The sequence below is a fragment of the Actinokineospora spheciospongiae genome, from assembly GCF_003182415.1.
Classification (GTDB): domain Bacteria; phylum Actinomycetota; class Actinomycetes; order Mycobacteriales; family Pseudonocardiaceae; genus Actinokineospora; species Actinokineospora spheciospongiae.
On record NZ_QHCP01000002.1, the window covers coordinates 302,193 to 327,268 of the forward strand.

The following is a 25,076-nucleotide window of genomic DNA, read 5'->3' on the forward strand; positions in this document are numbered from 1 at the left end:
CCATGTCGACCGAGGTGTGGGCGCGGCTGTCGCTGCCCGAGCCGCTGCTGGCCGCGCTGCTGGACCGGTGGGCGGAGGGCCACCGCCGCTACCACGACCTCCGGCACCTGCACGCGGTGCTGCGGCACGTGGACACCCTGGCCGGGCACGCCGCCGACCCCGACCTGGTGCGCCTGGCCGCCTGCTACCACGACGCCGTCCACCGGGGGGAACCCGACGACGAGGAAGCCAGCGCCCGGCTCGCCGAGACCGACCTGGCCGCGCACCTGCCCGCCGGTTCGGTGGCGGAGGTCGCCCGGTTGGTGCGCCTCACCAAGGGCCACCGCACCGAGCCGGGCGACACCAACGGCGAGGTGCTGTGCGACGCCGACCTGGCGATCCTCGCCGCGACGCCCGAGGACTACGACGCCTACGCCAGGGCGGTCCGCTTCGAGTACCCGCACGTCCCGGACGACGCGTTCCGCGCGGGGCGGGCCGTGGTGCTGCGGAACCTGCTGGAGTTGCCCTCTCTCTACCGGACCCCTCTTGCACGCAGCCGCTGGGACACTAGAGCGCGCAGGAACCTCAAGCGCGAACTGGGAAGCCTCACGCCTTCGGGGTGATCCGCAGCAGCTTGTCGTCCGAGCCGTTGGAGGTCGTCACGTAGAGGGCGCCGTCCGGACCCGTCCGCGCCGCGCGCAGCCTGCCGAACTGGTCGGCGAACTCCGGCGGGATCGCGACCGACTGCACGTTGGCGTCCTTGTCCAGGGACAGCAGGAGGAGCTTGGCGCCCTTCAACGCGGTGACCACGAGAGCGCCGTTGAGCGCCCCCCACTGCTCACCGTCGAGGAACGCGGACGCGCACACCGCCTCGGTGGTGGGGCCGGACTCCCACTTGGCCGGGACGGCGTCGGGGAAGCGGGTCAGGTCGGTCATCGGAACGCTCTCGTCGTACTCGGAGACCGTGCCGCCCTGCGACGGGTCCCAACCGTAGTTCGCGCCCGCGACCAGGAGGTTGACCTCGTCGTTCTTGTCCGGGCCGTGCTCGGCGGTGAGGACCTGCCCGGAACCCGGGCGGATCGCCACGCCCTGGACGTTGCGGTGGCCGTAGGTGTAGACCGGCGACCCGGGGGTGGGGTTGTCCGCCAGCGGGGCGCCCGTCTTGAGGTCGATGCGCAGGACCTTGCCGCCCAGGTTGCCCCTGTCCTGCGACGCCGACGCCGAGGCGGTGTCGCCGGTGCCGACGAGCAGCGCGCCGTCGGCGGCGATCGTCGGCCTGCACCCGGAGTGGCGGCCGCTCGCGGCGAGCGGCAGCCCGGTCAGCAGGTCCTTGACCTTCGTGGCGGACTGCTCGTCGTCGGACAGCTTCCAGGTGACCAGCCGGATGTCCTTGGGCTGCCCGCCCTCGGTGTGGGTCTGGCAGGAGGTGAACTCGCGGGAGGTGGCGAAGTCGGGGTGCACGACCATGCCCAGCAGCCCGCCCTCACCGCGCACCTGGATGTCGGCGGTGTCGGCCCGCAGGGTGGTCGCGGTCGCGCCGGGCCGCCCGGACGACAGCAGGGCGAACTGGCCGGTGCGCTGGCTGACCAGCACCTTGCCGTCCGGCAGGAACCCGATGTCCCACCCGTGGGTCAACCCGCCCGCGACGGTCTCCACGGCCAGCGCCGGGGCGACCGCCGAGGTGGGCGTGGCGGGCGCGGTCGAGCCCGGGGCGGGGACCTGGCCGACCGCGGCGTCGGAACAGCCTGCGAGGCCCAACGCCGCGGCGGCCGCGGTCAGTGCACGGGTCCGGAACATGTGCCCAGAATGCCCGTTCCCGGGGCGGGGCGCCGCCCGACCACCCGACCCGCGTGACGGCGCTCTCGGAGGCTCCCCGGACCGGGGGCCGGCGGATACGGTGTGCCGGTGAGCGAGTACCTGAGCCTGGCCGTCGAGGGCCCGGTGGCGACCCTGACCATCGACCGCCCGGCGAAGCGCAACGCGCTCAGCTACGAGATGTGGGCGGCCATCCCCGGCCACGTCGCCGCGGTCGCCGCCGACGACAGTGTCCGGGTGCTGGTCGTGCGCGGCACCGACACGTTCTCCGCCGGGGCCGACATCAGCGAGTTCACCACCCTGCGCCGCGACGCCGAGGGCGCGGTCCGCTACGGCGAGGCGGTGGAGGCGGCCACGGCCGCGCTGACCGGCCTGGCCAAGCCCACCGTCGCCGCCATCACCGGCTTCTGCATCGGCGGCGGCTGCGAACTCGCCCTCGCCTGCGACCTGCGCATCGCCACCGACGACGCCCGCTTCGGCATCACCCCGGCCAAGCTCGGCATCGTGTTCAACCTCCCCTCCACCAAGCAACTTGTGGACGCGGTCGGCCCCGCCTGGGCCAAGCAGATCCTCTTCACCGGCGACATCCTCGACGCCGCCACCGCCCTGCGCATCGGCCTGGTCAACGAACTGCACCCCGTCGACGACCTGCCCAAGCGCGCCGAGGACCTCGCCACCCTGATGGCCACCCGCTCCCAGGTCACCATCCGCGGCGCCAAGACCATCATCACCAAGATCGTCGACGGCGCCGCGGCGGCCGACCCCGAGGTCGAGGCCCTCTACAGCCACTCGGTCACCAGCGCGGACTACGCCGAGGGCGTGACCGCCTTCCTCGAGAAGCGCCCCCCGAGGTTCTGACCCCACCCGGTCCGGCACCACCCGTCCGACGCGGACCGGTCAGCCGCGCTCGCGCAGCGTCGGTTTGCCCTCCAGGTGCGACAGGCCGTTCCACGCCAGGTTCACCAGGTGCGCCGCGACCTCGTTCTTGCCCGGTTCCCTGGCGTCGAGCCACCACTGCCCGGTCAGCGCCACCATCCCCACCAGCGACTGCGCGTACAGCGCGGCCAGGTGCGCGTCGTAGCCGCGCTTGGAGAACTGCACGCCCAGGATGTGCTCCACCTGGCTGGCGATGTCGTTGAGCAGGCTGGAGAAGGTGCCGGTGGCGGTGGCGACCGGGGAGTCGCGGACCAGGATGCGGAACCCGTCGGTGGAGCCCTCGATGTAGTCGAGCAGGGAGCAGGCCGCCCGTTCCAGGAGCAGGCGGGGGTGGGCGGCGTCCTCGGTCAGCGCGTCGGTCATGCCGGAGAGCAGGGACTGCATCTCGCGGTCGACGACGACCGCGTAGACGCCCTCCTTGCCGCCGAAGTGCTCGTACACGACCGGTTTGCTGACCCCGGCCCGGTGGGCGATCTCCTCGACCGACGAGCTGTCGTAGCCCTTCTCCGCGAACAGCTCGCGGGCGACGTCCAGCAGTTGCTGGCGGCGTTCCTTGCCCGTCATGCGCACGCGCGATTCCCCTTGCCGACGCCGACCGCTCATCGGCACACCCTAGATAGTCACCTGGTGGCGGTGAGCTTGGCCAGGCGCTGGGGGGTGGGCCAGCGGACGTCGGTGGCCCAGCCGAGCTTCTCGAACACCCAGATCAGGCGGGCCGAGGTGTCGATCTGGCCGCGCTTGACCCCGTGCCTGGCGCAGGTGGGGTCGGCGTGGTGCAGGTTGTGCCAGGACTCGCCGAAGCTGAGGATGGCCAGCGGCCAGAAGTTGGCGGCCTTGTCCCGGCTGGTGAAGGGGCGCTCGCCGATCAGGTGGCAGATGGAGTTGGTGGACCAGGTCACGTGGTGCAGGACCGCGACGCGGACCAGGCCCGCCCAGAAGAACGCGGTGACCCCGCCCCACCACGACCAGGTGAGCAGGGCGCCGAGGGCGGCGGGGAGCAGCAGGGTCGCGGTGGTGCACAGCCAGAACAGCTTGTGCACCCGGACGATGTCGCGGTCGGCGAGCAGGTCGGGGGCGAAGCGCTGCTTGTTGGTGACCTCGTGCTCGAAGATCCAGCCCATGTGCGCGTGCCAGAAGCCCTTGGCGATGCCGAGCGGGGTGGTGCCGTGCAGCCACGGGGAGTGCGGGTCGCCCTCGCGGTCGGAGAAGGCGTGGTGGCGGCGGTGGTCGGCGACCCAGATGATCGGCGGGCCCTGGATGGCCATGCAGCCCATGACGGCCAGGACGATCTTGAGCGGGCGCTTGGCCTTGAACGAGCCGTGGGTGAACAGCCGGTGGTAGCCGACGGTGATGCCCAGGCCGGTGAAGTAGAAGAAGAACACCGCCAGCGCGACGTCGACCCAGCCCAGGCCCCAGCCCCACAGCAGCGGCACGGCCGCGATGAGGGCGGCGAACGGGACGAGGATGAAGATGTAGACCGCGATCCGGTTGGCGGAGCCGCGGCTGCCCTCGTAGAGGGGTTTCGGGCCGCCGGACGATTCGCCGCCCGCCTTCGCGTCGAGGGTGCTCGTCATGTTCAGGTACCTCTTTCCGAACCCGGGGCTGAGGCCAGGCTCACCTACGGCGCCGTAACTTACGTCAGCGTAGGGAATGGGCGCGCCGACGCGCCAGCGCTGCGGCGACCCCGTCGGCGCGTCGGGCGCGGCGGGTTCGCGCCACTGTGCCGGGGTGCGGGAACGGTGCGTCCCGGTGCGCGTTCCGTGCGTAGCGGTGCGGCCGTCGGAGTGACCCGCGTAACACCCGATCGGACGCGAGCGACGACCAATCCGCCGGGTACCGGTGCTGGCCGCCCGGCGGTCGTGCCACGATGTCCCCGCGGTCGGTGGTGATCCACCGGCGGTCCGCCGTGGTGTAAAGGCAGCACCTTGGATTTTGGTTCCAATGGTTCAGGTTCGAATCCTGGCGGCGGAGCGGGCCACCCGGTCCGGGCGGGACCAGGGGCGGCGACAACAGAACACGCGGGGCGCGGGACACCGCGGACACAGCAGGCCTCGAGCCCGGAGGGTGCAGCGACGGACGTGGACGACGAGCAGCGTGGCGACGGCGAGCTGCCCGCGTTGGAGGAGCGCTCCGACGCCTGGCTGGTCGGGCGCGCGCGCGAGCTGCTCGCCGTCATCCAGACCAGCGCGCTGCGCGACCGCCCCCGGCACACCGACGAGGTCGACCGGCTGCTGGCCGAGGCGCAGAGCCGGGGCGAGCCGAGGATGGTGGCCCAGCTCCTGCGCTCGGCGGTCGCGGTCCGGGTGGTCAACAACGAGCTGGCCGACTCCGCCGAACCGCTGCTCGACGAGATGCTGGCGCACACCCGCCGCCACGGGCTGGTGGTGCTGCAGGCCGACGCGCACGCGCTGCGCGGGCGCAGGCTGCTGCTGGCGGGCGCGGAGGACGCCGCGCTGACCGAGGCCGCGGTCGCGCTGGCCATGCTGGACGAGGACATCACCCCGGACGTGATGCTCGGCGGCCGCACCTGGGACATGATCATGGCGGCCACCCTGGTCGACATCGGCACCGTGCTCACCCAGCTCGGCGTCTACGAGGTCGCCGACCAGGTGATGTCGCGGGCGCACAAGTGCATCCGGGCCAGCGCCGGGCCGCACCTGATCTCGGTGCACCTGATCAACCGGGCCCGGCTGCTGGTCGGCTGGGGCCTGCGGCTGGAGCGCATCGGCGAGGACGAGCGGGCCGCCGAGCGGTTCGCCACCGCGGCGGCCATCGCGGTCGCGGTGGAGGCGCCGTTCCGCGAGTCGCTGTTCCCCCGCGACCCGCACTCCGCCGCCGCCGACCAGAACCCGATCATCGGCGCCGCGCTGGCCCTGGCCCAGCCCGGGGAGGCGCACATCGGCAGGCTGCGCGGGCTGATCGCCTCCGACAGCTACCCGCGCGAACTGGTCATCGTGGCGATCGCGCTGGCCCGCTGCCTGGAGCACGAGGGCCGCGAGGAGGAGGCGGTGGAGGTCCTCGGCAGCGCCCGCGCGGAGATGTGCGACGAGGCCGCCGAGCCGACGCTGCGGCTGTGCCTGATCCGCGAGTTCGCCCGGCTGTCCGGCCCGGACGGCGGGGAGCGCACCGCCTCGGCGCTGGAGCACTACGCCACCGAGCTGGAGGCCCAGCTCTGGGACATGCGCGAGTCGCGGATCGCCACCCTCAACACCCGCCGCGAGCACGAGCGGCTGTCGCGGATGCACTCCTCGATCGCCCGGCAGGCGTTGCAGGACCCGCTGACCGGGCTGCCCAACCGCCGCGCGCTCGACGAGCGGTTGGACGCCCTGGCGTCCTCGCCGACCAACCACCCGCTGGCCATTGCCCTGGTCGACCTGGACGGCTTCAAGGGCGTCAACGACCGCATGTCGCACGCCGAGGGCGACGACGTGCTGCGGGTGGTCGCGGGCACCCTGCGCGACGCGCTGCGCGGCAGCGACATGGTCGCCCGCTACGGCGGCGACGAGTTCATCGTGCTGCTGCCCGGGGCCCCGCTGCACGCCGCGGAGGCCGCGCTGCGCCGGGCGCTGACCGCGGTGGCGAACCTCCCGCGCGACATGTCCCACGGTGTGACGTTGTCGATAGGCGTGGTGGCGCTGCGCCCGCAGGAGACCGCGGTGCGCGCGCTGGCCCGCGCGGACGCGGCGATGTACCAGGCCAAGCGCGGTGGCGGCAACGACATCGTGGCGATCACCGCGGCCGAGTCGGGCAGGCGGGCGCGGGTCGAGCCGGGCACGCTGTCGGCCGCAGGGGCCACCGACCGGGCGTGGGTGCTCCCGGAGACCACGTAGGATCGGCTCCCGGCCGCACCTCGCCGGATGGTGCCAGCGGGATCGCCGGACGCGGCCGCTGCGTGACCCGATTTGCCGACCCGACTGTGCCCGCCCGACCATGCCGACCCGACCATGCCGACCCGACTGCTCCGACCCCGCCGCGCAGGTCAGACCTGCCGACCCGAGCCGCCGACACCCCGATGCCGAGGAGCGCGATGCCCGCCAACCACCCGGACCACCCGCAGCTCGGGCAGGTGAGCGCGGTCGTGCTCGCCGCGGGCGAGGGCACCCGGATGCGCTCGGCCACCCCGAAGGTGCTGCACCCGGTGGCGGGCAGGCCGCTGGTCGAGCACGCCGTGCGGGCCGCGGCCGGGCTCAAGCCCGCGCACCTGGTGGTCGTCCTCGGGCACGGCCGCGACGCGGTCGGCGCGCACCTGTCCACCGTGGCCGAGGCCCTGGGCCGCGAGGTCGTGACCGCGGTGCAGGAGAACCAGAACGGCACCGGCGACGCGGTGTCCTGCGGGCTGGCGCCGCTGCCCGCCGACCTGACCGGCACGGTGCTGGTCACCTACGGCGACGTGCCGCTGCTGGACACCGCCACGCTCACCGCGCTGCTCGACGAGCACGCCGGGCGCGGCAACGCCGTCACCGTGCTGACCGCCGTGGTCGCCGACCCGACCGGCTACGGCCGGATCACCCGGACCGCCGACGGCGCCGTGGAGGCGATCGTCGAGCACAAGGACGCCACCGCCGAGCAGCGGGCCATCACCGAGGTCAACTCCGGGGTGTACGCCTTCGACGCGGCGGTGCTGGTCGACGGCCTGTCCCGGCTGTCCACCGACAACGCCCAGGGCGAGCTGTACCTGACCGACGTGCTGGGCATCGCCGCCGCCGACGGCCGCCGGGTCGGGGCGCTGGTGTGCGCGGACCCGTGGCTGACCGAGGGCGTCAACGACCGGGTGCAACTGGCCCGGCTCGGCGCCGAGCTGAACCGCCGGGTGGTGGAGTCCTGGATGCGCGCCGGGGTCACCGTGGTCGACCCGGCCAGCACCTGGGTCGACGTCGAGGTGGAGCTGGCCCGCGACGTGCTGCTGGAGCCGGGGGTGCAGCTGCGCGGGCGGACCACCGTCGGCGAGGGCGCCACCGTCGGGCCGGACACCACGCTGACCGACGTGGAGGTCGGGGCCGGGGCGAGCGTGGTGCGCACGCACGGCTCGGGGGCCGTGGTCGGGGCCGGGGCCACCGTCGGCCCGTTCGCCTACCTGCGCCCGGGGACGCGGCTGGGCGAGCGCGGCAAGATCGGGACCTTCGTGGAGACCAAGAACGCCGACATCGGCACCGGTTCCAAGGTGCCGCACCTGTCCTACGTGGGCGACGCCACCATCGGCGAGCACAGCAACATCGGCGCGGCCAGCGTGTTCGTCAACTACGACGGGGTGGCCAAGCACCGCAGCGTCGTCGGTTCGCACGTGCGCACCGGCTCGGACAACATGTTCGTGGCCCCGGTGACCGTCGGCGACGGCGCCTACAGCGGCGCGGGCACGGTGATCCGCGCGGACGTGCCCCCCGGCGCGCTCGCGGTGTCCGGCGGCCCGCAGCGCAACATCGACGACTGGGTCCTGCGCAGCAGGCCGGGCACCGCCTCGGCGGACGCGGCGCGCAGGGCGCGGCGGGCAGCGGCCGACGCGGACGACACCACGACCCGGACCGAGCCCGGCACCGACTAGCGGTTCCCCCGACAGCCCGTGGTTCCCCAGACAGCGAGGACGCGCATGAGCACCAAGACCGGCGGCACCCCGAAGAAGAACCTGATGCTGTTCTCCGGACGGGCCCACCCGGAACTCGCCGAGGAGGTCGCCAAGCACCTCGACGTGGAGATCACCCCGCAGGCGGCCTACGACTTCGCCAACGGCGAGACCTTCGTCCGGTTCGAGGAGTCGGTGCGCGGCTGCGACGCCTTCGTCATCCAGAGCCACTCCGCGCCCATCAACCAGTGGGTGATGGAGCAGTTGCTCATGGTCGACGCGCTCAAGCGGGCCAGCGCCAAGCGGATCACCGTGATCATGCCGTTCTACCCGTACGCGCGGCAGGACAAGAAGCACAAGGGCCGCGAGCCGATCTCCGCCCGGCTCATCGCCGACCTGTTCAAGACCGCGGGCGCCGACCGGATCATGACCGTCGACCTGCACACCGCGCAGATCCAGGGCTTCTTCGACGGCCCGGTCGACCACCTGTTCGCCCAGACGCTGCTGTCGCGCTACGTCAAGGAGAACTACCCGGCGCAGAACATCACCGTCGTCTCCCCCGACGCCGGGCGCACCAAGCTGGCCGAGAAGTGGGCCAACGACCTGGGCGGGGTGCCGATCGCGTTCATCCACAAGACCCGCGACCCGCTGCGACCCAACGAGGTCGTCGCCAACCGGGTGGTCGGCGAGGTCGAGGGCAGGCTGTGCGTGGTCATCGACGACATGGTCGACACCGGCGGCACCATCGCCAAGGCGGTCGGCCAGCTCATCGACGAGGGCGCCGCGGACGTGGTCATGGCGGCCACGCACGGCGTGCTGTCGGGCCCGGCGCAGGAGCGGCTGTCGGGCTGCGGCGCCAAGGAGGTCATCTTCACCAACACGCTGCCGATCGGCGAGGACAAGCGCTTCCCGGGGATGACCGTGCTGTCCATCGCCCCGCTGCTGGCGCGCGCCATCCGCGAGGTCTTCGAGGACGGCTCGGTCACTTCGCTCTTCGACGGTGATGCGTAGCGTTTTCCCTGCGGGCGACCCCGGTTTCGTTCCGGGGCGGGGTCGTGCGTAGACTATTCGAGTTGCCTCGGCGAGGCGGGCATCGCGCCTGGCGTGATCGACGTGGCGGTTCTCGGACCGTTCCCATTGGTCCCGGGTTATCGCGCGCCCCCTTGCCGCAGGCCGCCGCAGCCGACTGAGAAGTCGCGCCCCCGCCGCCGTTGTTGATCGCAAGGAGTGTTCCGCCGTGTCCGAGGTAAAGCTGGCCGCCGAGCAGCGCACCGAGTTCGGCAAGGGCGCGGCTCGCCGCACCCGTCGCGCGGGCAAGATCCCCGCCGTGCTGTACGGACACGGTTCCGACCCGCAGCACCTGGCCCTGCCCGCCCTGGAGTTCGCCCGCGTCGTGCGTGAGCACGGTCAGAACGCGGTGCTGACCCTGGACTTCGGCAGCGGTGCCGAGCTGGCGCTCACCAAGACCGTCACCACCCACCCGCTGAAGAACTACATCGAGCACGTCGACCTGCTGCTGGTCAAGCGGGGCGAGAAGGTCACCGTCGAGGTCCCCGTCGTCATCACCGGCGAGGCCGCCCCGGGCACCCTGCTCACCCAGGACCTCACCACCCTGCAGGTCGAGGCCGACGCGCTGAACATCCCGGACCAGGTCGAGCTGTCCATCGCGGGCGTCACGGCGGGCACCCAGATCAACGCCGCCGAGGTCCCGCTCCCGTCGGGCACCACCCTGGTGACCGACCCGGCCGCCCTGGTGCTCGCGGTCAACGCGGCGCCGACCGCCGAGCAGATGGAGGCGGAGATCGACGCCGAGGGCGCGGGCGTGGTCGAGGAAGCCCCCGAGACCTCCCAGGACTGACACCGCCGCAACGGCGCGTTTGACACAATCCCCGATGCCCCGGTCCGACTGGACCGGGGCATCGGGCCGTGGAACGGAGGGTGCATGGGCGAGGACGACGCACCCCAGGTCGTCGTCGGCCTGGGCAACCCCGGCCCGCAGTACGCGGGCAACCGGCACAACATCGGCTTCCTGGTCGCCGACGAGCTGGCCGCCAGGGTGGGCGGAAAGTTCAAGGCGCACCGATCCGGGGCCGAGGTGCTGGAGGGCAGGCTGGCCGGGGCGCGGGTCGTGCTGGTCAAGCCCCGGTCGTTCATGAACGTCTCGGGCGGTCCGGTGGCGGGCGCGCTGCGGTTCTTCAAGGCCCCGCTGGAGCGGCTGAGCGTCGTCCACGACGAGCTGGACCTGCCCTTCGGGGCGGTCCGGCTCAAGCTCGGCGGCGGCGAGAACGGCCACAATGGATTACGGTCGATCTCGAAGTCGCTGGGCAGCAGGGAGTACCACCGTGTGCGGTTCGGCATCGGCAGACCACCGGGTCGGCAGGACCCGGCCGACTTCGTGCTGCGCGATTTCAGCGCCGCCGAGCGCAAGGAGCTGGCGTTCGAGGTCGACCGGTGCGCCGACGCGGTGGAGGCGCTCGTGGGCCAGGGCCTGACGGCCGCGCAGAACAGTTTCCACGCGACCTGAGTCGCCGCTACCGTCTGAGGAGTGCAGCCGAACATGCCGCTGACCGCGGAGGCCGTCCGGGCGGCCACCTTCGACAAGGCGCCCTTCGGCAGGCGCGGCTACCACGAGGACCAGGTCGACGCGTTCCTGGACCGGGTGGAAGCCGCCCTCGAGGGTGGCGAGCCGATCACCGCCGCCGAGGTGAGCTCGGTGGAGTTCGACGCCGCCCCGATCGTGCGCCGCGGCTACCACGAGGGCCAGGTGGACGAGTTCCTCGACCTGGTCGTGGAGCACCTGGAACGGGTCGAGGCCGGGGAGGACGACCTCGACGACGACGACTTCGACGACCCGCCCGCACCGCGCCGCCAGCCGGGCCAGGCCACCGGCCCGCGCGTCGTCCTGCCCCCCACCCCGCCGGGGAAGACGGCCCTGGAGCTGCCGCCGGGCATGTCCGCCGACCCGACCCCGCCACCGCGGCGCCGGGTGATCCCCAACACCCCCGAGCCCACCCGCCAAGCCGCCCCGCCCCCCGCGGCCAAGGCCCCGGCAGCGCAGGTCCCGGCGGCGGCGGACGACGACTTCGAGCCGTTCGTGCTCAGCGACGACCTGCCCGCCGAGCGACCACCCGCACCCGCCCAGCAGCAGCCCGCCCAGCCCCGGCAGGCGCAGCACCGCCCGGCCGCGAGCGGTTCGACCGGCCACACCTCGGGCCCGCACCAGCTCCCGGTCAAGGACCAGCGCCGCGTCTTCCTGCCGCCCCCCGGCAACGGCACGACCGACAACGGCGACGGCGCGCAGCACCCGAGGCAGGCCCCAGCCCGCCCGGCCCAGCAGCCCCAGGCCACCCAGCAGCCCCAGCAGGCCCCGGTGCGGCGCAGGCACGAGGCGGAGGAGCCGCCACGCCGGGACAACCGCGAGTGGTTCACCGAGCCCAGGGGCTACCCGCCGGTCCCCCCGGAGCACCAGGCCCAGCACCAGCAGCCCGCCCCGCCCCCGGTCCAGCAGCAGCCCGCGCAGCAGCAGCCCCCGCGCCCCCAGTCGTACCCGACCCGGCACGCGGCCCCCGAGCTGCCGATCGACTCCGACGTGCCGTTCCTGCCGCTGCCCCCCGCCCCCGCCGGGGTCCGCGGCTACCGCACCGGCGACGTGGAACGCCTGGTCCAGATCCTCACCCGAGCCGCCACCTCCCTCGACGACATCCCCACGGCCGAGGAACTGGAGGCCGCCCGCCCCGGCCTGACGTTCTTCGTCGGCCAGGGCTACCACCAGGCCGCGGTCGACGCGGTCATCGAAGCGTGGGTGGACGAGCTGCACCGCCGGGAGCACTGAGCACGATGACCCCGGAGGAAGTCCACGCGGCCCGCTTCAGCAAGCCGGCGGTGGGCAGGCGCGGCTACGACGAGGACGAGGTCGACGCCTTCCTCGCCCGGGTGGTCGACGCCCTGGAGGGCCGGACCCGGCTCACCGCCGCCGAGGTGCACGAGGTCAGCTTCGGCAAACCCCCCATCGGCAGGCGCGGCTACTACGAGTCGGAGGTCGACGACTTCCTGGACCGGGTGGCCGCGCACTTCGCCCACCACCCCCCACCCCCGGCACCCTCACCGCGCCCCCTGACCGACCACGACATCCGCACCGCCCGCTTCCCCCCGACCCCCTTCGGCCGCCGCGGCTACGACGCCACCGAGGTCGACGCCTTCCTGCTCAAGGCGGAGGAAGCCTTCCGGGGCACGGTCGACCTGACCGCCCAAGACGTCCGCGACACCAAGTTCGGCCCCTCCCCCCGCCTCGGCCCCGGCTACCGGGAAGCCGACGTCGACGCCTTCCTGGAAGCCATCGCCACCGAACTGACCCGCCGCAGGACCTGAGCCACACCACCCCGGACGAAGCGGCCGACCAGCCACCCCCAGACCGGCAGGCCCAGCGGCCGGCCACGCCGAAGCCCACCGGGCGCAGCGGCCGACCACCCCGAAAACCGGCGGCCCGGCGAGCGAACTGCCCGGGTGGGTGGATGCGCTTGCCCAGCCGACCACCCCGAAAACCGGCGGCCCGGCTACGCCCCTGCCCGGGTGGGTGGATGTGTTTGGCCGGGGGTGGCGATCATGTGACAGCCTGCCTGGGCGGTGGGGCATCTTTTCAGCCCCACCTGACGCACTGGAGCACATGATCGCCATAGGGGCCCCGGCCAAACACATCCACCCAGCCGGGCACACCCACAAACAACCGGGCTTTGCAGGACACAGGCACGGCCAAACACATCCACCCACCCGGGCACCCCAACGAAACGACCGGCGCTCCGAACAACAGCCAAGAAGATCACCGGCTCCCGACCGGAACCGGCGTCAAGAAGCAGCAGCCCGGATCGACGACTCCAACTGCTCCCCGGCAGCCGCCCGCCGCAACTTCCCCGAAGGCGTCTTCGGCAGGGTCCCCGGCGCCAGCACCAACACCGACACCGGCCGGGCGTTCACCGACTCGAAAACCCGAGCCCCCACGTCCTTCCGAATCCGCTTCTCCTCCCCCGCGTCCCCCGCGAACTTCGACTCCACGACCACGGCGAACCGCTCCCGCCTGCTCCCGGCGTCCAACCGCACCGCCACCGCGTTCCCCGCCCGCACCCCCGGCACGGTCCCCGCCGCCCGCTCGATGTCGGTCGGGTAGATGTTCCGCCCGGCCAGGATGATCACGTCCTTCTGCCTGCCGCAGATGACGATCTCCCCACCGGCCAGGTACCCGATGTCCCCCGTGGACAGCCACCCCTCGGCGTCCTGAGTCGCAACAGGACCGTCGACCGTCAGGTACCCGGGCGTCACGGCTTCGCCGCGCAACTGGATCTCCCCGACCTCGCGCTCCCCGCGCACCACCCCGTCCCCCGAGACGATGCGCGCCTCGATGCCCGCCAACGGCTTGCCCAGCAACGCGAACGACCGCGCCGGGCCGTCGGCAGCGGGCACGGCAAGCTGCTCGGACTCCAGCTTGTCCGCGTCCACGGAGTCCAGGCGCAGCCCGGAGAGCAGCGGCGCGAACGACACCGCCAACGTGGTCTCGGCCATGCCGTAGGCGGGGAAGACGCACTCGGCGCGCAGGCCGAAGCGGGCGCCCTCGGCGGTGAACGCCGCCACCGCCTTCTCGTCGATGGGCTCGGCGCCGTTGAGCGCCAGGCGCAGCGACGACAGGTCGTACTTGCCGTCCTCGTCCACTCCGGACAGTCGCCTGCCGAGCAGGGCGTAGGCGAAGTTGGGGGCGGCGGTGATGGTGCCGCCGTACCGGCTGATCAGGTCGGCCCAGATGAGCGGGCCGGTGAGGAACTCGACCGGGGTGACCTTGACCAGTTCCATCCCGATGGTCATCGGCACGGTGAGGAAGCCGACCATGCCCATGTCGTGGAACAGCGGCAGCCAGGACACCATCACGTCGTGCTCGACGTCGAGGGCCGACGCCGCGCGCATGGAGGTCAGGTTGGCGAACAGGTTGCCGTGCAGGATGCGCACGGCCTTCGGGTCGGCGGTGGACCCGCTGGTGAGCTGCAGCAGGGCGGGCTGGTCCTCGCCGACCTCGACGACCTCGGCCAGCGGCTCGCCGTCGGCGAGGTCGGTGAGCAGCAGGTGGCCGATGCCGTGCTGCTCCAGCACCGGGGCGAGCTGGTCGAACGGGGCGCCGAGCAGCACCAGCTCCGAGCCGATCATGCTCAGCACCCGCACGGTGTCCTCGGCCCACTCGGCCAGGTCGGTGCGCGGGGTCGGCTGGTGCAGCATGGTGACGCTGCCGCCGGAGAGCCACACCGCCTGCACGGCCGGGGCGATGGTGATCGGTTCGGCGGCCAGCACGGCGACCGCGCCCCCGGGCGCCAGCCCGCCCGCGACCAGCGCGCCCGCCATCCGCAGCGCCCGCCGGTGCACCTCGCCCCAGGTGGTGCGCACCGGGTCGGCGGGCTCCCCCGTGGTGATCCCGCGCGCGTCCCCCCGGGTGCGGGCGGTCTCCAGCAGCATGTCGACGAACCGGCTCATGACCGCCAGCTTAGGGCCTGCGTCAGACCGCCGGGGGCGCCGCGGTGATCACTCGGCGGCGTCGGCCACCTCGAGCCAGCGGCCCTCCAGCTCCTCCTTCTCCGCGACGACCCCGCGCAGTTCGGCGTCGAGGTCGAGGAGCTTGCCGCTGTCGGTGGCCGCCTCGGCGAGGGCGGCGTGCAGCTTGGCTTCCTTCTTGTCCAGGGTGGCGATCTGCCGCTCCAGCCGCGACAGCTCCTTCTGCGCGGCCCGGCGCTCGGCGGCGTTGACCTTCGGCCCGTCGTCGCGGACCGGCTTCGCCGCGGCGGGCGCGGTCGCGGAGACGATCTTCAGCCGCAGGTCCAGGTACTCCTCGATGCCGCCGGTCAGGTCGCTGATCTTGCCGTCGCCGAACAGCGCCACCACCCGGTCGCACACCCGCTCGACCAGGTACCGGTCGTGGGAGACGACGACGATGGTGCCCGGCCAGGAGTCGAGCAGGTCCTCCAGTTGCTGGAGGGTGTCGATGTCGAGGTCGTTGGTGGGCTCGTCGAGCAGCAGGACGTTGGGCTCGGCCATCAGCAGCCTGGCGAGCTGCAACCGCCGCCGCTCCCCGCCGGACAGGTCGCCGACCGGGGTCCACTGCTTCTCCGCCGGGAACCCGAACCGCTCGGCGAGCTGGGACGCGGACAGCTCCTGCTTGCCGAGCTGCACCCGGCCCGCGATCTCCTCGACCGCCTCCAGCACCCGCTTGCGCGGCGGCAGCTCGACCAGTTCCTGGGTCAGGTGCGCGATCCGCACCGTCTGCCCCTGGACCCGCCTGCCCGTCACCGGCTCGCTGTCCCCGGCGAGCAGCCGCAGCAGGGTGGTCTTGCCGGACCCGTTGACCCCGACCAGGCCGACCCGGTCGCCGGGGCCGATCCGCCAGGTCTCGTGGTCCAGGATGGGCTTGTCGCCCGCCTTCACCGAGGCGTCCTCCAGCTCCAGCACCGTGCGCCCGAGCCTGCGCTTGGCGAAGGCCAGCAGCTCCACGCTGTCGCGCGGCGGCGGCACGTCGGAGATCAGCTCCTCGGCGGCCTCGATCCGGTAGCGCGGCTTGGAGGTGCGGGCCGGGGCGCCGCGGCGCAGCCAGGCCAGCTCCTTGCGGGCCAGGTTGCGCCGCTTCTCCTCCAGGGTGTCGGCCAGCCTGGCCCGCTCCGCCCTGGCGTAGACCCAGTCGGCGTACCCGCCCTCGTACTGCTCGACCCGGCCGCCGACGACCTCCCAGGTCCGCGTGCACACGGTGTCGAGGAACCACCGGTCGTGCGTGACGACGACGAGCGCGGTGCCGCTGCTGATCAGGTGGTCGGCCAGCCAGCGCACCCCCTCGACGTCGAGGTGGTTGGTGGGCTCGTCCAGCACGACCAGGTCCAGGTCCTGCACCAGGGCCGCGGCGAGGGCCACCCGGCGCCGCTCGCCACCGGACATGGTGTCGACCGGGCTGTCCAGGCCGAGGGTGAGGATCTCCAGGCCGGTGAGGATCGACCGGGCGCGGGCGTCGGCGGCCCACTGGTGCTCCTCGGTGATGCCCAGCGGGTCCAGCACCGCGTTGCGCACGGTCGACCCGGCGGGCAGGTCGGTGCGCTGGGTGACCACGGCCATCCGCAGGTCGCGGTTGCGGCTGACCCGCCCGGTGTCGGCGGGCTCGATCCCGGCCAGCACCTCCAGCAGGGTGGTCTTCCCCCCGCCGTTGAGGCCCACGACCCCGATCCGGTCGCCCTGGTTGACGCCCAGGGAGACCGAGTCCAGCAACGGGCGGACACCGTAGCTCTTGCTGACGTTCTCGATGTTGACGAGGTTGACCATTCGCGCTTTCCAGGTGTGGTTCGGGGGGCGGACTACGCGTGCGCCTCGGGCGGCACCGGGCGCGGGGTGTCCTCGGTGACGACCCGCGCCCCGGGCACCGGGCCGTGCGCCACCCGGACCGTGCGGCACACGCCCGCACCGGACAGCTCCGCGGCCACCCGCAGCGCGGCGTCGGCGTCGGCGCAGAGGAACGCGCAGGTGGGCCCGGACCCGGAGACGATGCCCGCCAGGGCACCGGCGGTGACCCCGGCCCGCAGCGTGCGCCGCAGGCCCGGCCGCAGCGACACCGACGCGGCCTGCAGGTCGTTGCCGAGCAGCGGCGCCAGCCTGCCCGGGTCCCCGGAGGCCAGCGCCTCCAACACCGGCTCCACGGCGCCGATCCGGGGCGGGTCGCCGTCGGCGCGCAGCCGGTCCAGCTCGCCGTAGACGCTCGGGGTGGACAGGCCGCGCCGGTCGAAGGCCAGGACCCAGTGGTAGGTGTGCCGGGACAGGACGGGCACCAGCTCCTCACCGCGCCCGGTGCCCAGCGCGGTCCCGCCGTGCAGCACGAACGGCACGTCGCTGCCCAACCGCGCGGCGACCCCGGCCAGCTCGTCGCGCCCGATGTCCAGGCGCCACAGCGACGACAGCGCGACCAGGGTGGCCGCCGCGTCGGCGCTGCCGCCCGCCATGCCCCCGGAGACCGGGATGCCCTTGCGGATCACGACCCGGATCTTCGGCTCCTCCGGGTCGCGGCCGACGTGCTCGGCCAACTCCCGCACCGCCCGCCAGGCCAGGTTGCTGGGACCGGTGGGCACCGAGTCGGCGCCCTCGCCGTGCACCTCGACCCCCGGCTCGTCGGCGATGGCGACGGTGACCTCGTCGGTCAGCGAGAGGGCCTGGAAGATGGTGGCCAGGTCGTGGTAGCCGTCCGGCCGCAGGTCCCCGACTCCCAGGTGGAGGTTCACCTTGGACGGGACGCGAACGGTGACCGGCGGAGGCACGACAGCAAGCACCCGCCCAGCCTACGGCCGTGCTGCCCCTGGCTGGTCCCAAGGTCCCCGGGTGTGCGTTTCAGGAGCTTCAAAGCGCCGGTCTTTTCGCTGGGTGCCCGGGTGGATCTGCTCAGCCGTGCCGTGGTTTCAAAGCCCGGTCGTTTGTTGGGCGTGCCCGGGTGGGTGGATCTGCTTGGGCGGGGCCCCTACAGCGATCATGCGCCTGGTGTGACCGAGTGGGGCGAAAAGAGTGCCCCACTGCCCAGGCAGGCTTGCACATGATCGCCTCCCCCACCCAAGCACATCCACCCACCCGGGCATGTCCGTAGCCGGGCCGGCGGTTGGCAGGGGGCTGGCTTTCGCTGCGCCCGGTGAGGTTGCGGGTGGCTGGCCGCTTGACCGGCGGTTGGTGGGGTGGTCGGTTGCTGCGCCGGTGGGTTCGGCGGGGCTGGTGGGCGGATCAGCGGGTGCGTTGGGCTGGGGTGGGAAGCACCGCGCCCGCCCTGCCGGGGGTGCCGGTGGGGCGGGCGCGGTGGTTCGTCGTGGGTCAGGCGCAGGCGGCGACCAAGCCCTGGGGGCCGGTGCGGCGCTGCTGGACCTGGCCGCCGCGTTCGGCGATCCAGGTCAGGGCGGTGTCGGCCTGGGTGCCGGAGAGGCCGAGGAGGAAGCGGGCGACCGGGGTTTCGCCGATGCGGGTCAGGCCGCCGCCGACGACCGAGATGGTGGTGCCGAAGCGGGAGGTGGCCTCCGGGAGGAGGGCGCCCACGGCGGCGAAGCCGACGAGGACGACCTCGGCCAGGCGGTCGTGGCGGGCCTTGGCGGCCTTCGGGGCGTCGATCTCCGGGAGGAGGGACTGGGCGACGGCGCTGCGCGGGTCCTGGACCAGCGAGAGCAGGTGGCCCGCCTCGGTGATCCGGCCGCCGTCGAGGAGGGCGACGTCGTCGGCGATGCGGCGGACGACGCCCGCGTCGTCGGTGGCGACGAGGACCGTGGCGCCCAGTTCGGCGCGGGCGCGGTCCAGGACGGTGAGGACGCCCGCGGCGCCGTCGGCGTCGAGGTCGCGGGTCGGGTCGTCGGCCAGCAGGAGGCCGGGGTCGCCGACCAGGGCCCTGGCGACCGCGACGCGGGCCTGCTGGCCGGGGGTCAGGGCCTCCGGGTAGTGGGCGGCCTTGTCGGTGAGGCCGATCAGGTCGAGGAGCCTGCCCACCTTCTCCCGGCGCTGGGGGCCGTCGACGCCCGCCTGCTCCAGGGGGAGGGCGATGTTGCCCGCGGCGGTGCGCTGCTCCAGCAGGCCGCCGCGCTGCACCACGCCGATGCGGCGGCGGGCCGCGCGGAGCCTGCGCGGGTCGAGGCCGGAGGTGTTGAACCCGTCGAACCGGATGACGCCGGAGTCGGGGCGGTCCTGGAGGGCGACGAGGCGGGCGAGGGTGGACTTGCCGGACCCGGCGGGGCCCACCACGCCGGTGATGGAGCCCGCGGGGACGTCCAGCGTGACGTCCTGCAGGGCGTGCACGGGGCCGCCGTCGCCGGGGAAGGACTTGGTCAGGTTCTCAACGGTGATCACGATTTGCTCCAACGCGGCGCGACGGCAGCCCTCCGGACCGGCTCTCGTCCACAGTGGACGTTCCGGGGCAGGACGGGCTGGGGTGGTACGAAGACGACGTTCTACTGGGGAGAGCTCAGCCAGATACGCGCGTACGACGACATGCGGTCACGCCTCGTCGGCATTGGTCGATGACCCGCCGGGTGGTGAGGATTCGCATCGTGGTTCCTCCATCGTTCCTGGCGGTAGCACCTGCCCTCGGTGGGTGGTTGCTGCGGCGTCAACGAGCCAGGTCTCTCAGCCGCTCGGGATGGAATGCTCACAAAGTACACCCGATGGGGATGCTCAAAAGCAAGCGCCGCACGACAACACCGCGCGAGATCACACCAGCGGAGTAATGATCTCCGGCTGCAGCGGGTACCCGGTGTGGTCGGCGCTCAGCGGGCGGCGGCGATGCGCACGAACGCGTCGATGTCCAACTGCTCCCCGCGCGCCCCCGGGTCCACCCCGGCCGCGACCAGGACCTGCTCCGCGCGGGCGGCCGACCCGGCCCACCCGGCCAGCGCCGCGCGCAGCGTCTTGCGCCGCTGGGCGAACGCGGCGTCGACCACGCCGAACACCGCGGCCCGGTCCGCGTCGGGGGTCGGGCGGCGGGTCATCAGCACCAGCGCGGAGTCGACGTTGGGGACCGGCCAGAACACCGTCCTGGGCACGGTGGCGACCCGCTTGGCCGAGGCGTACCAGGCCACCTTGGCGCTGGGCACCCCGTAGACCCGCGACCCCGGCCCGGCCGCCATCCGGTCGGCCACCTCGGCCTGCACCATGACCAGCACCGTGCGCAGCGAGGGCAGTTCCGCCAACAGGTGCAGCACCACCGGGACGGCAACGTTGTAGGGCAGGTTGGCGACCAGCGCGGTGGGCTCGCCCAACTGCTCCGCCCGCACCCGCATCGCGTCGCCGAGCACGACGGTCAACCGGTCCGCCAGCTCGGGGGCGTGCTCCCGGGCGGTGGTGGGCAGCCGCCCGGCCAGGACCGGGTCGATCTCCACCGCGACGACCCGCGCGCACGCGGGCAGCAGCGCCAGGGTCAGCGAGCCGAGCCCGGGGCCGACCTCCAGCACGACGTCGTCCGGTGCCAGGTCGGCCACCCCGACGATCCGCCGCACGGTGTTGGGGTCGTGGACGAAGTTCTGCCCCAGCTTCTTGGTGGGCCGCACGTCCAGCTCACCGGCGAGCCTGCGCACGTCCGCGGGCCCCAGCAGGGCAGATCCACCCACCATCACCCGCGAGAGCCTACGCAACCCCGACCCGCCGACCGGGTCCGGGCCGGGACGCGCCGACGGCCACCCCCGGAAAACCGGTGGTGGCCGTCGGCGGGCGCTGCGAAAGTGGTGCCTACTTGGGCAGGCCCAGCTTGCTGGAGCAGTGCGGCCAGGCGCCGTAGCCGCCGCGGCTGTCGCGGAGCTTGGTGGCGACGGCGATCTGCTGCTCGCGGGTGGCCTGGTGCGGGTACGCGGCGTACGCGCTGCCGCCGTAGGCGTCCCAGGTGCCCTTGTTGAACTGGAGGCCGCCGTAGTAGCCGTTGCCGGTGTTGATGGCCCAGTTGCCGCCCGCCTCGCACTTGGCCAGCGAGTCCCACACGCCACCGCCGGAGACGACCGGCTGCGCGGCCTGCACCGGCTGCGGGGGCTTCTTGGTGCCGACCTTGACGACCTTGGGCTGCGCGGGCTTCGTCTCCTTGGAGCCGATCTCCTCGCGCGCGACGACCTTGCCGTTCTTCTCCGTCACCCGGTAGGTGGCGATGCGCTCACCGGGGGCGCCGGGCTCGACGACGACCTCGGAGCCCTTCTCGGCCTCCGGGTCCTCGACCTTCTGCACCGGGGCCGCGATCGGCTCGGCCTGGTTGATCACGGTGACGCCGGTGCGGCTGATCCGCACCTCGGCACCGGGGGTGAGCTTGACGTCGGCGCCGGGCAGGATCGCGTCCTGCGGGCCGAGGGCCACGCCGCGCTCGGCGAGCAGCTCGCCCACGGTCACCGCGGTGGTCTGCACCGGGGCGGGGGCGTTGCCGCCGTCGAACAGGGTGATCGCCTTGGCGGTCTTGATCTCGACGGCCATGCCCTCGAGCGGCACCTGGGCGTCGGAGCCCGCGGAGACCCAGGAACCCTGCACCGGGGCGTTGGCCTGCTTGAGGGCCTCGCCGAGGGTGTCGGCGCGCACCCACGCCTGGCGCTGCTCGCCGTCGACCGTCATGGTGAGCTGGCGGCCGCGCTGGAGCACGATCTTGCCGTCGTCGGCGATGGCGGCCGACGGGGACGGGCTGACCGAGTCGTGCGACCCGACCGTGATGCCCTCTTCCTCCAGCACCTCGCCGACGGTGTCGGCGTAGGTGTTGACCTGGTGGGCCTCGCCGTCGATGTCGACGGTGACGGTGTTGTTCATCGCGATGGCCGCCGCGCCGCCGCCGGTCAGGGTGACCAGCACAGCCGCGATCGTGGCCTTGAGGAACGTGGACTTCCAGCGGGTGACCGCGGCGAGGAGGCCGGGGGCCTCGCCGTCGCGGCGGACCTTGAGCCGCTGCGGGGCGTCGACCGTGTCGTCTTCCGACGCCTCGTCCGGGAGCATCGCCAGCGACGGCAGGACGGTGGTCTCGGCGTTGATGAGCCGGATCAGCTCGTCGACGTCGACCCCGGCGGTCGCCATGATCTCGTCGGCCTGCGGGCCGAGGGCGTAGCGGACGTCCTGGTCGGTGATGTCCAGCGAGGACGAGTACCCGGTGTCCAGGTCGTACTCGGGGAACTCCGACTTCCAGGCCGAGAAGTCGGCCTCGTGGTCGTCGAGCGTCGTGGCCGTCGCGCGCACCGGGGTGAACCAGTCGGTGTCGACGAAGCCGTCGTGCTCAGGACGGCCGGGGCCGTCGGTCTGTTTGCCGCTCACAGGGTCGTTTCCTCCAGAAGGCGGGAGCCGTGCTCCGCAGGCGATGGGGTCAGGTCAACCGAGAACTCGATGGCCTGCTCCCTCTCGCCGTCCGAGCGCGTCTCCGCGCATTCATTCGTCTCGACATCCCGCAGCCAGCCACCCCGACGTGTACTGGCGAAGCTCCGGGTTTTCACCGGGACGTTCAGCCCCGGGTGGGTACGATCACGGGACAGTAACGAGCCCCGGGTGGTTGCGCAAACACATCCGGCAAGGTTATGAGTCCTGTCACAACACCTTCGGAGCAATTGTCTCGTCCGTTCAACGCAGCACCGCACGCGGTGAAAGGTCGGATGTTGCGCTCGGCAACCGGAACGTGCGCTCGGCGGTGGCCGACACCGCGCCTGCGAGGTCCGCCACATCGACGCCGCGCAGCTCCGCGAGTCCCCTGATCGTGTAGGCCGCGCCGTACGGCTCGTTCTTCCAGCCCCGGTACGGGTGCGGGGTGAGGAAGGGCGCGTCGGTCTCCACGAGCAACTGCTCCACCGGCACCCAGGCCGCCGCCTCGCGCAGCGCGCCGGAGTTCTTGAACGTCACCGGCCCCGCGAACGACAGCACGAACCCCTGCGCCACGCACGCCCTGGCGAAGTCGAGGTCGCCGGAGAAGCAGTGGAACACCACGGTTTCCGGGGCGCCCTCCTCGCCGAGGACGCGCAGGATGTCCGCGTGCGCCTCCCGGTCGTGGATCATCAACGGCTTGCCGACCCGCTTGGCCAGGTCGATGTGCCAGCGGAACGCCTCGTGCTGCGCCTCTGGCGGGGAGTGGTCCCAGTAGTAGTCGAGGCCGGTCTCGCCGATCGCCACCACCCTCGGGCGCACGGCCAGGGCCTCCAGAGCGGCCTTGTCGGCGTCGGAGAAGTCCTTGGTGCGGGTGGGGTGCACGGCGACGGCGGCGAACACCCGGTCGTCCCACTCCGAGGCGTCGGCCGCCCAGTGCGCCGACGCCAGGTCGTCGGCGACGGTGATCACCCGGTCGACGCCCGCGGAGCAGGCCCGGTCGAGCAGCACGGCCACGTCGGTGGCGTTCTCCGCCCCGCAGGCGTCGAGGTGGGTGTGCGCGTCGACCACCGGCACCGGCAGGCGCTCCGGCACCGGTGGTCGCTCGGACCTGCGCGGGCTCACGTGACGATCGGCGCCCACTCGGGGCCGTTCTCACCCAGCTCGGCGTCGAGCTTGGCGAACAGCGGCGACGGCTTGGCCAGCGGGCGGCCCACCTCGATGTCGACCGACTCCCACTTCGCGGCCTCGCCCGCGTAGTCCCCGGTCAGCACCGGGTACCCGCGATCGGGCACGTCGAGGTCGTCGACCTCGCGGATCTCCGGCTGCGCCGCCCACACCCCGGTCCCGCCGAGCGCCTCGTGCACCTTCTGCGCCGAGTGCGGCAGGAACGGGGTCAGCAGCGTGTTCGCGTCGGAGACCACCTGCAACGCGGTGTGCAGGATGGTGTCGCGGCGCTCCGGGTCGTCCTTGCGCTTCCAGGGCTCCTCGTCGGACAGGTACTTGTTCGCCGCGCCGACCACCCGCATCGCCTCGGTGGCCGCCGCCTTGAACCGCGACCGGCGCAGGTTCGCGCCCACCGTGTCGAAGGCGGCCCTGACCTGCGCCTTGAGCTGCTCGTCGGCCGCGGTGGGCGCGGTCGGGCGGGGGATGGCGCCGACGTTCTTGTGCGCCATCGACACCGACCGGTTGACCAGGTTGCCCCACTCGTTGGCCAACTCGAAGTTGCTGCGCCGGACGAACTCGTCCCAGGTGAAGTCGGTGTCCTGGTTCTCCGGCCCGGCCACCGAGATGAAGTACCGCAGCGTGTCCGGGCCGAACTGCTTGAGGAAGTCCCGGACGTAGATGACCGTGCCGCGCGAGGTGGAGAACTTCGACCCGCTCATCGTCAGGTACTCGCTGGAGACCACCTCGGTGGGCAGGTTCAGCGTGCCGAACCGGCCCGGCTCCCCGCCGCGGTCGCCCGCACCGTTCTGCCCGAGCAGCAGCGACGGCCAGATCAGCGAGTGGAAGACGATGTTGTCCTTGCCCATGAAGTAGTAGCCCTGGGCCGACGGGTCGGTCCAGAACTGCTTCCAGGCGTCCGGGTCGCCGCTGCGCCGCGCCCACTCCACCGAGGCGGACAGGTAGCCGATCACCGCGTCGAACCAGACGTAGAACCGCTTCATCGGGGCGTCGCGCCACCCGTCGAGCGGCACCGGGACACCCCAGTCCAGGTCGCGGGTGATGGCGCGCGGGCGCATGTCGCCGAGCAGGTTCTGGCTGAACTTGAGCACGTTCGGCCGCCACTCGGTGCGGGTGGACAGCCACGACCCGAGCGTCTCGGCGAACGCGGGCAGGTCCAGGAACAGGTGCTCGGTCTCGACGAACTTCGGCGTCTCACCGTTGATCCGCGACCGGGGGTTCTTGAGGTCGGCCGGGTCGAGCTGGTTGCCGCAGTTGTCGCACTGGTCGCCGCGGGCGCCGTCGTAGCCGCAGATGGGGCAGGTGCCCTCGATGTAGCGGTCGGGCAGCGTGCGGCCGGTGGACGGGCTGATCGCGCCCATCTGGGTCTTGGGCGTGACGTAGCCGTTCTTCCACAGCGCGGAGAACAGGTCCTGCACCACCCGGTAGTGGTTGCCGGTGGTCGTGCGGGTGAACAGGTCGTAGGACAGGCCCAGGCCCTGGAGGTCCTCGGCGATCACCCGGTTGTACTTGTCGGCCAGCTCGCGGGTGCTCAGCCCCTCCTTGTCGGCCTGCACCGAGATCGGCGTGCCGTGCTCGTCGGTGCCGCTGACCATGAGCACCTGGTGCCCGGACATGCGCATGTAGCGGGAGAAGACGTCCGACGGGACACCGAAGCCGGAGACATGACCGATGTGGCGGGGGCCGTTGGCGTATGGCCAGGCCACCGCGGTCAACACGGGGGCACTCATGGTCGATGAGCGTAGAGGGGGCCGGTGGGTGGGCGTCCACCGGTTTCGGTCCT

20 protein-coding genes, 1 tRNA gene and 1 riboswitch are annotated in these 25,076 nt (G+C 72.8%); of the genes, 10 read left to right on the forward strand and 11 right to left on the reverse strand.

Features of this window, described 5'->3' with window-relative positions; genetic code table 11:
* Positions 1–2: 2 nt before the first annotated feature.
* The gene (locus DFQ13_RS05020) at positions 3–602 is read left to right on the forward strand and encodes an HD domain-containing protein (protein ID WP_181399852.1); all 600 of its coding nucleotides are present in this window, start codon (positions 3–5) and stop codon (positions 600–602) included.
* Here the strand turns inward: DFQ13_RS05020 and DFQ13_RS05025 are convergent.
* Entirely contained in the window at positions 586–1,776 is a 1,191-nt protein-coding gene (locus DFQ13_RS05025; RefSeq protein WP_110078997.1) for a PQQ-dependent sugar dehydrogenase, read from the reverse strand. The two genes, DFQ13_RS05020 and DFQ13_RS05025, sit on opposite strands and share 17 nt — an antisense overlap.
* Before the next feature lie 108 nt (positions 1,777–1,884).
* Here DFQ13_RS05025 and DFQ13_RS05030 point away from each other — a divergent pair, with 108 nt between their 5' ends.
* Positions 1,885–2,652 (forward strand): enoyl-CoA hydratase/isomerase family protein, encoded by a 768-nt coding sequence (locus tag DFQ13_RS05030; RefSeq protein WP_035280785.1) that lies wholly within the window; start codon positions 1,885–1,887, stop codon positions 2,650–2,652.
* Between the two features lie 39 nt (positions 2,653–2,691).
* On the opposite strand, the gene DFQ13_RS05035 is transcribed toward DFQ13_RS05030, so the two are convergent.
* Complete coding sequence (locus tag DFQ13_RS05035) at positions 2,692–3,294, reverse strand: TetR/AcrR family transcriptional regulator (protein ID WP_084175421.1); 603 nt, start codon at positions 3,292–3,294, stop codon at positions 2,692–2,694.
* Between the two features lie 56 nt (positions 3,295–3,350).
* Positions 3,351–4,304: an acyl-CoA desaturase gene (locus tag DFQ13_RS05040; RefSeq protein ID WP_035280755.1), complete on the reverse strand. Its 954-nt coding sequence runs from the start codon at positions 4,302–4,304 to the stop codon at positions 3,351–3,353.
* Positions 4,305–4,630: 326 nt separating this feature from the next.
* Between DFQ13_RS05040 and DFQ13_RS05045 the strand changes: the two genes are divergently transcribed.
* The 8 genes from DFQ13_RS05045 (at position 4,631) to DFQ13_RS35750 (ending at position 12,655) form a co-directional block, all read left to right on the forward strand.
* A tRNA-Gln gene (locus tag DFQ13_RS05045) sits at positions 4,631–4,701 on the forward strand.
* A gap of 107 nt (positions 4,702–4,808) precedes the next feature.
* Complete coding sequence (locus DFQ13_RS05050; protein ID WP_052020951.1) at positions 4,809–6,560, forward strand: GGDEF domain-containing protein; 1,752 nt, start codon at positions 4,809–4,811, stop codon at positions 6,558–6,560.
* A 197-nt stretch (positions 6,561–6,757) separates the two neighbouring features.
* Positions 6,758–8,269, forward strand: a complete 1,512-nt coding sequence (gene glmU / locus DFQ13_RS05055) for a bifunctional UDP-N-acetylglucosamine diphosphorylase/glucosamine-1-phosphate N-acetyltransferase GlmU (RefSeq protein WP_110078998.1) — start codon at positions 6,758–6,760, stop codon at positions 8,267–8,269.
* A gap of 45 nt (positions 8,270–8,314) precedes the next feature.
* Positions 8,315–9,298 carry a ribose-phosphate diphosphokinase gene (locus DFQ13_RS05060; protein WP_035280750.1) on the forward strand — a complete coding sequence of 328 codons (984 nt, stop codon included), beginning with the start codon at positions 8,315–8,317 and terminating at the stop codon, positions 9,296–9,298.
* A gap of 226 nt (positions 9,299–9,524) precedes the next feature.
* Positions 9,525–10,145: a 50S ribosomal protein L25/general stress protein Ctc gene (locus DFQ13_RS05065; RefSeq protein ID WP_035280748.1), complete on the forward strand. Its 621-nt coding sequence runs from the start codon at positions 9,525–9,527 to the stop codon at positions 10,143–10,145.
* A gap of 84 nt (positions 10,146–10,229) precedes the next feature.
* Positions 10,230–10,811 (forward strand): aminoacyl-tRNA hydrolase, encoded by a 582-nt coding sequence (gene pth / locus DFQ13_RS05070; RefSeq protein WP_035280746.1) that lies wholly within the window; start codon positions 10,230–10,232, stop codon positions 10,809–10,811.
* Between the two features lie 21 nt (positions 10,812–10,832).
* Entirely contained in the window at positions 10,833–12,119 is a 1,287-nt protein-coding gene (locus DFQ13_RS05075) for a DivIVA domain-containing protein (protein ID WP_324608961.1), read from the forward strand.
* 5 nt (positions 12,120–12,124) lie between these two features.
* Positions 12,125–12,655, forward strand: a complete 531-nt coding sequence (locus DFQ13_RS35750; protein WP_110078999.1) for a DivIVA domain-containing protein — start codon at positions 12,125–12,127, stop codon at positions 12,653–12,655.
* A gap of 474 nt (positions 12,656–13,129) precedes the next feature.
* Here DFQ13_RS35750 and DFQ13_RS05085 read toward each other — a convergent pair whose 3' ends face one another.
* The 8 genes from DFQ13_RS05085 to metG form a co-directional block, all read right to left on the reverse strand.
* A complete protein-coding gene (locus DFQ13_RS05085) occupies positions 13,130–14,794 on the reverse strand; it encodes a fatty acyl-AMP ligase (RefSeq protein WP_035286135.1) in 1,665 nt (554 codons plus the stop codon).
* A 48-nt stretch (positions 14,795–14,842) separates the two neighbouring features.
* On the reverse strand, positions 14,843–16,618 hold the full coding sequence (locus DFQ13_RS05090; RefSeq protein WP_110079000.1) for an ABC-F family ATP-binding cassette domain-containing protein: 1,776 nt from the start codon (positions 16,616–16,618) through the stop codon (positions 14,843–14,845).
* Positions 16,619–16,650: 32 nt separating this feature from the next.
* On the reverse strand, positions 16,651–17,613 hold the full coding sequence (locus DFQ13_RS05095) for a 4-(cytidine 5'-diphospho)-2-C-methyl-D-erythritol kinase (protein WP_035286133.1): 963 nt from the start codon (positions 17,611–17,613) through the stop codon (positions 16,651–16,653).
* A 526-nt stretch (positions 17,614–18,139) separates the two neighbouring features.
* Complete coding sequence (locus tag DFQ13_RS05100; RefSeq protein ID WP_035289360.1) at positions 18,140–19,156, reverse strand: methionine ABC transporter ATP-binding protein; 1,017 nt, start codon at positions 19,154–19,156, stop codon at positions 18,140–18,142.
* Positions 19,157–19,362: 206 nt separating this feature from the next.
* Positions 19,363–19,452: riboswitch (SAM riboswitch) on the reverse strand.
* Positions 19,453–19,572: 120 nt separating this feature from the next.
* The gene (gene rsmA / locus DFQ13_RS05105) at positions 19,573–20,415 is read right to left on the reverse strand and encodes a 16S rRNA (adenine(1518)-N(6)/adenine(1519)-N(6))-dimethyltransferase RsmA (RefSeq protein WP_110079001.1); all 843 of its coding nucleotides are present in this window, start codon (positions 20,413–20,415) and stop codon (positions 19,573–19,575) included.
* A gap of 115 nt (positions 20,416–20,530) precedes the next feature.
* A complete protein-coding gene (locus tag DFQ13_RS05110; RefSeq protein WP_052022001.1) occupies positions 20,531–22,072 on the reverse strand; it encodes a resuscitation-promoting factor in 1,542 nt (513 codons plus the stop codon).
* Between the two features lie 300 nt (positions 22,073–22,372).
* Positions 22,373–23,233 (reverse strand): TatD family hydrolase, encoded by an 861-nt coding sequence (locus DFQ13_RS05120; RefSeq protein ID WP_110079002.1) that lies wholly within the window; start codon positions 23,231–23,233, stop codon positions 22,373–22,375.
* Positions 23,230–25,023, reverse strand: a complete 1,794-nt coding sequence (gene metG / locus DFQ13_RS05125) for a methionine--tRNA ligase (protein WP_110079003.1) — start codon at positions 25,021–25,023, stop codon at positions 23,230–23,232. The genes DFQ13_RS05120 and metG overlap by 4 nt, the downstream gene beginning before the upstream one ends.
* Positions 25,024–25,076 lie beyond the last annotated feature (53 nt).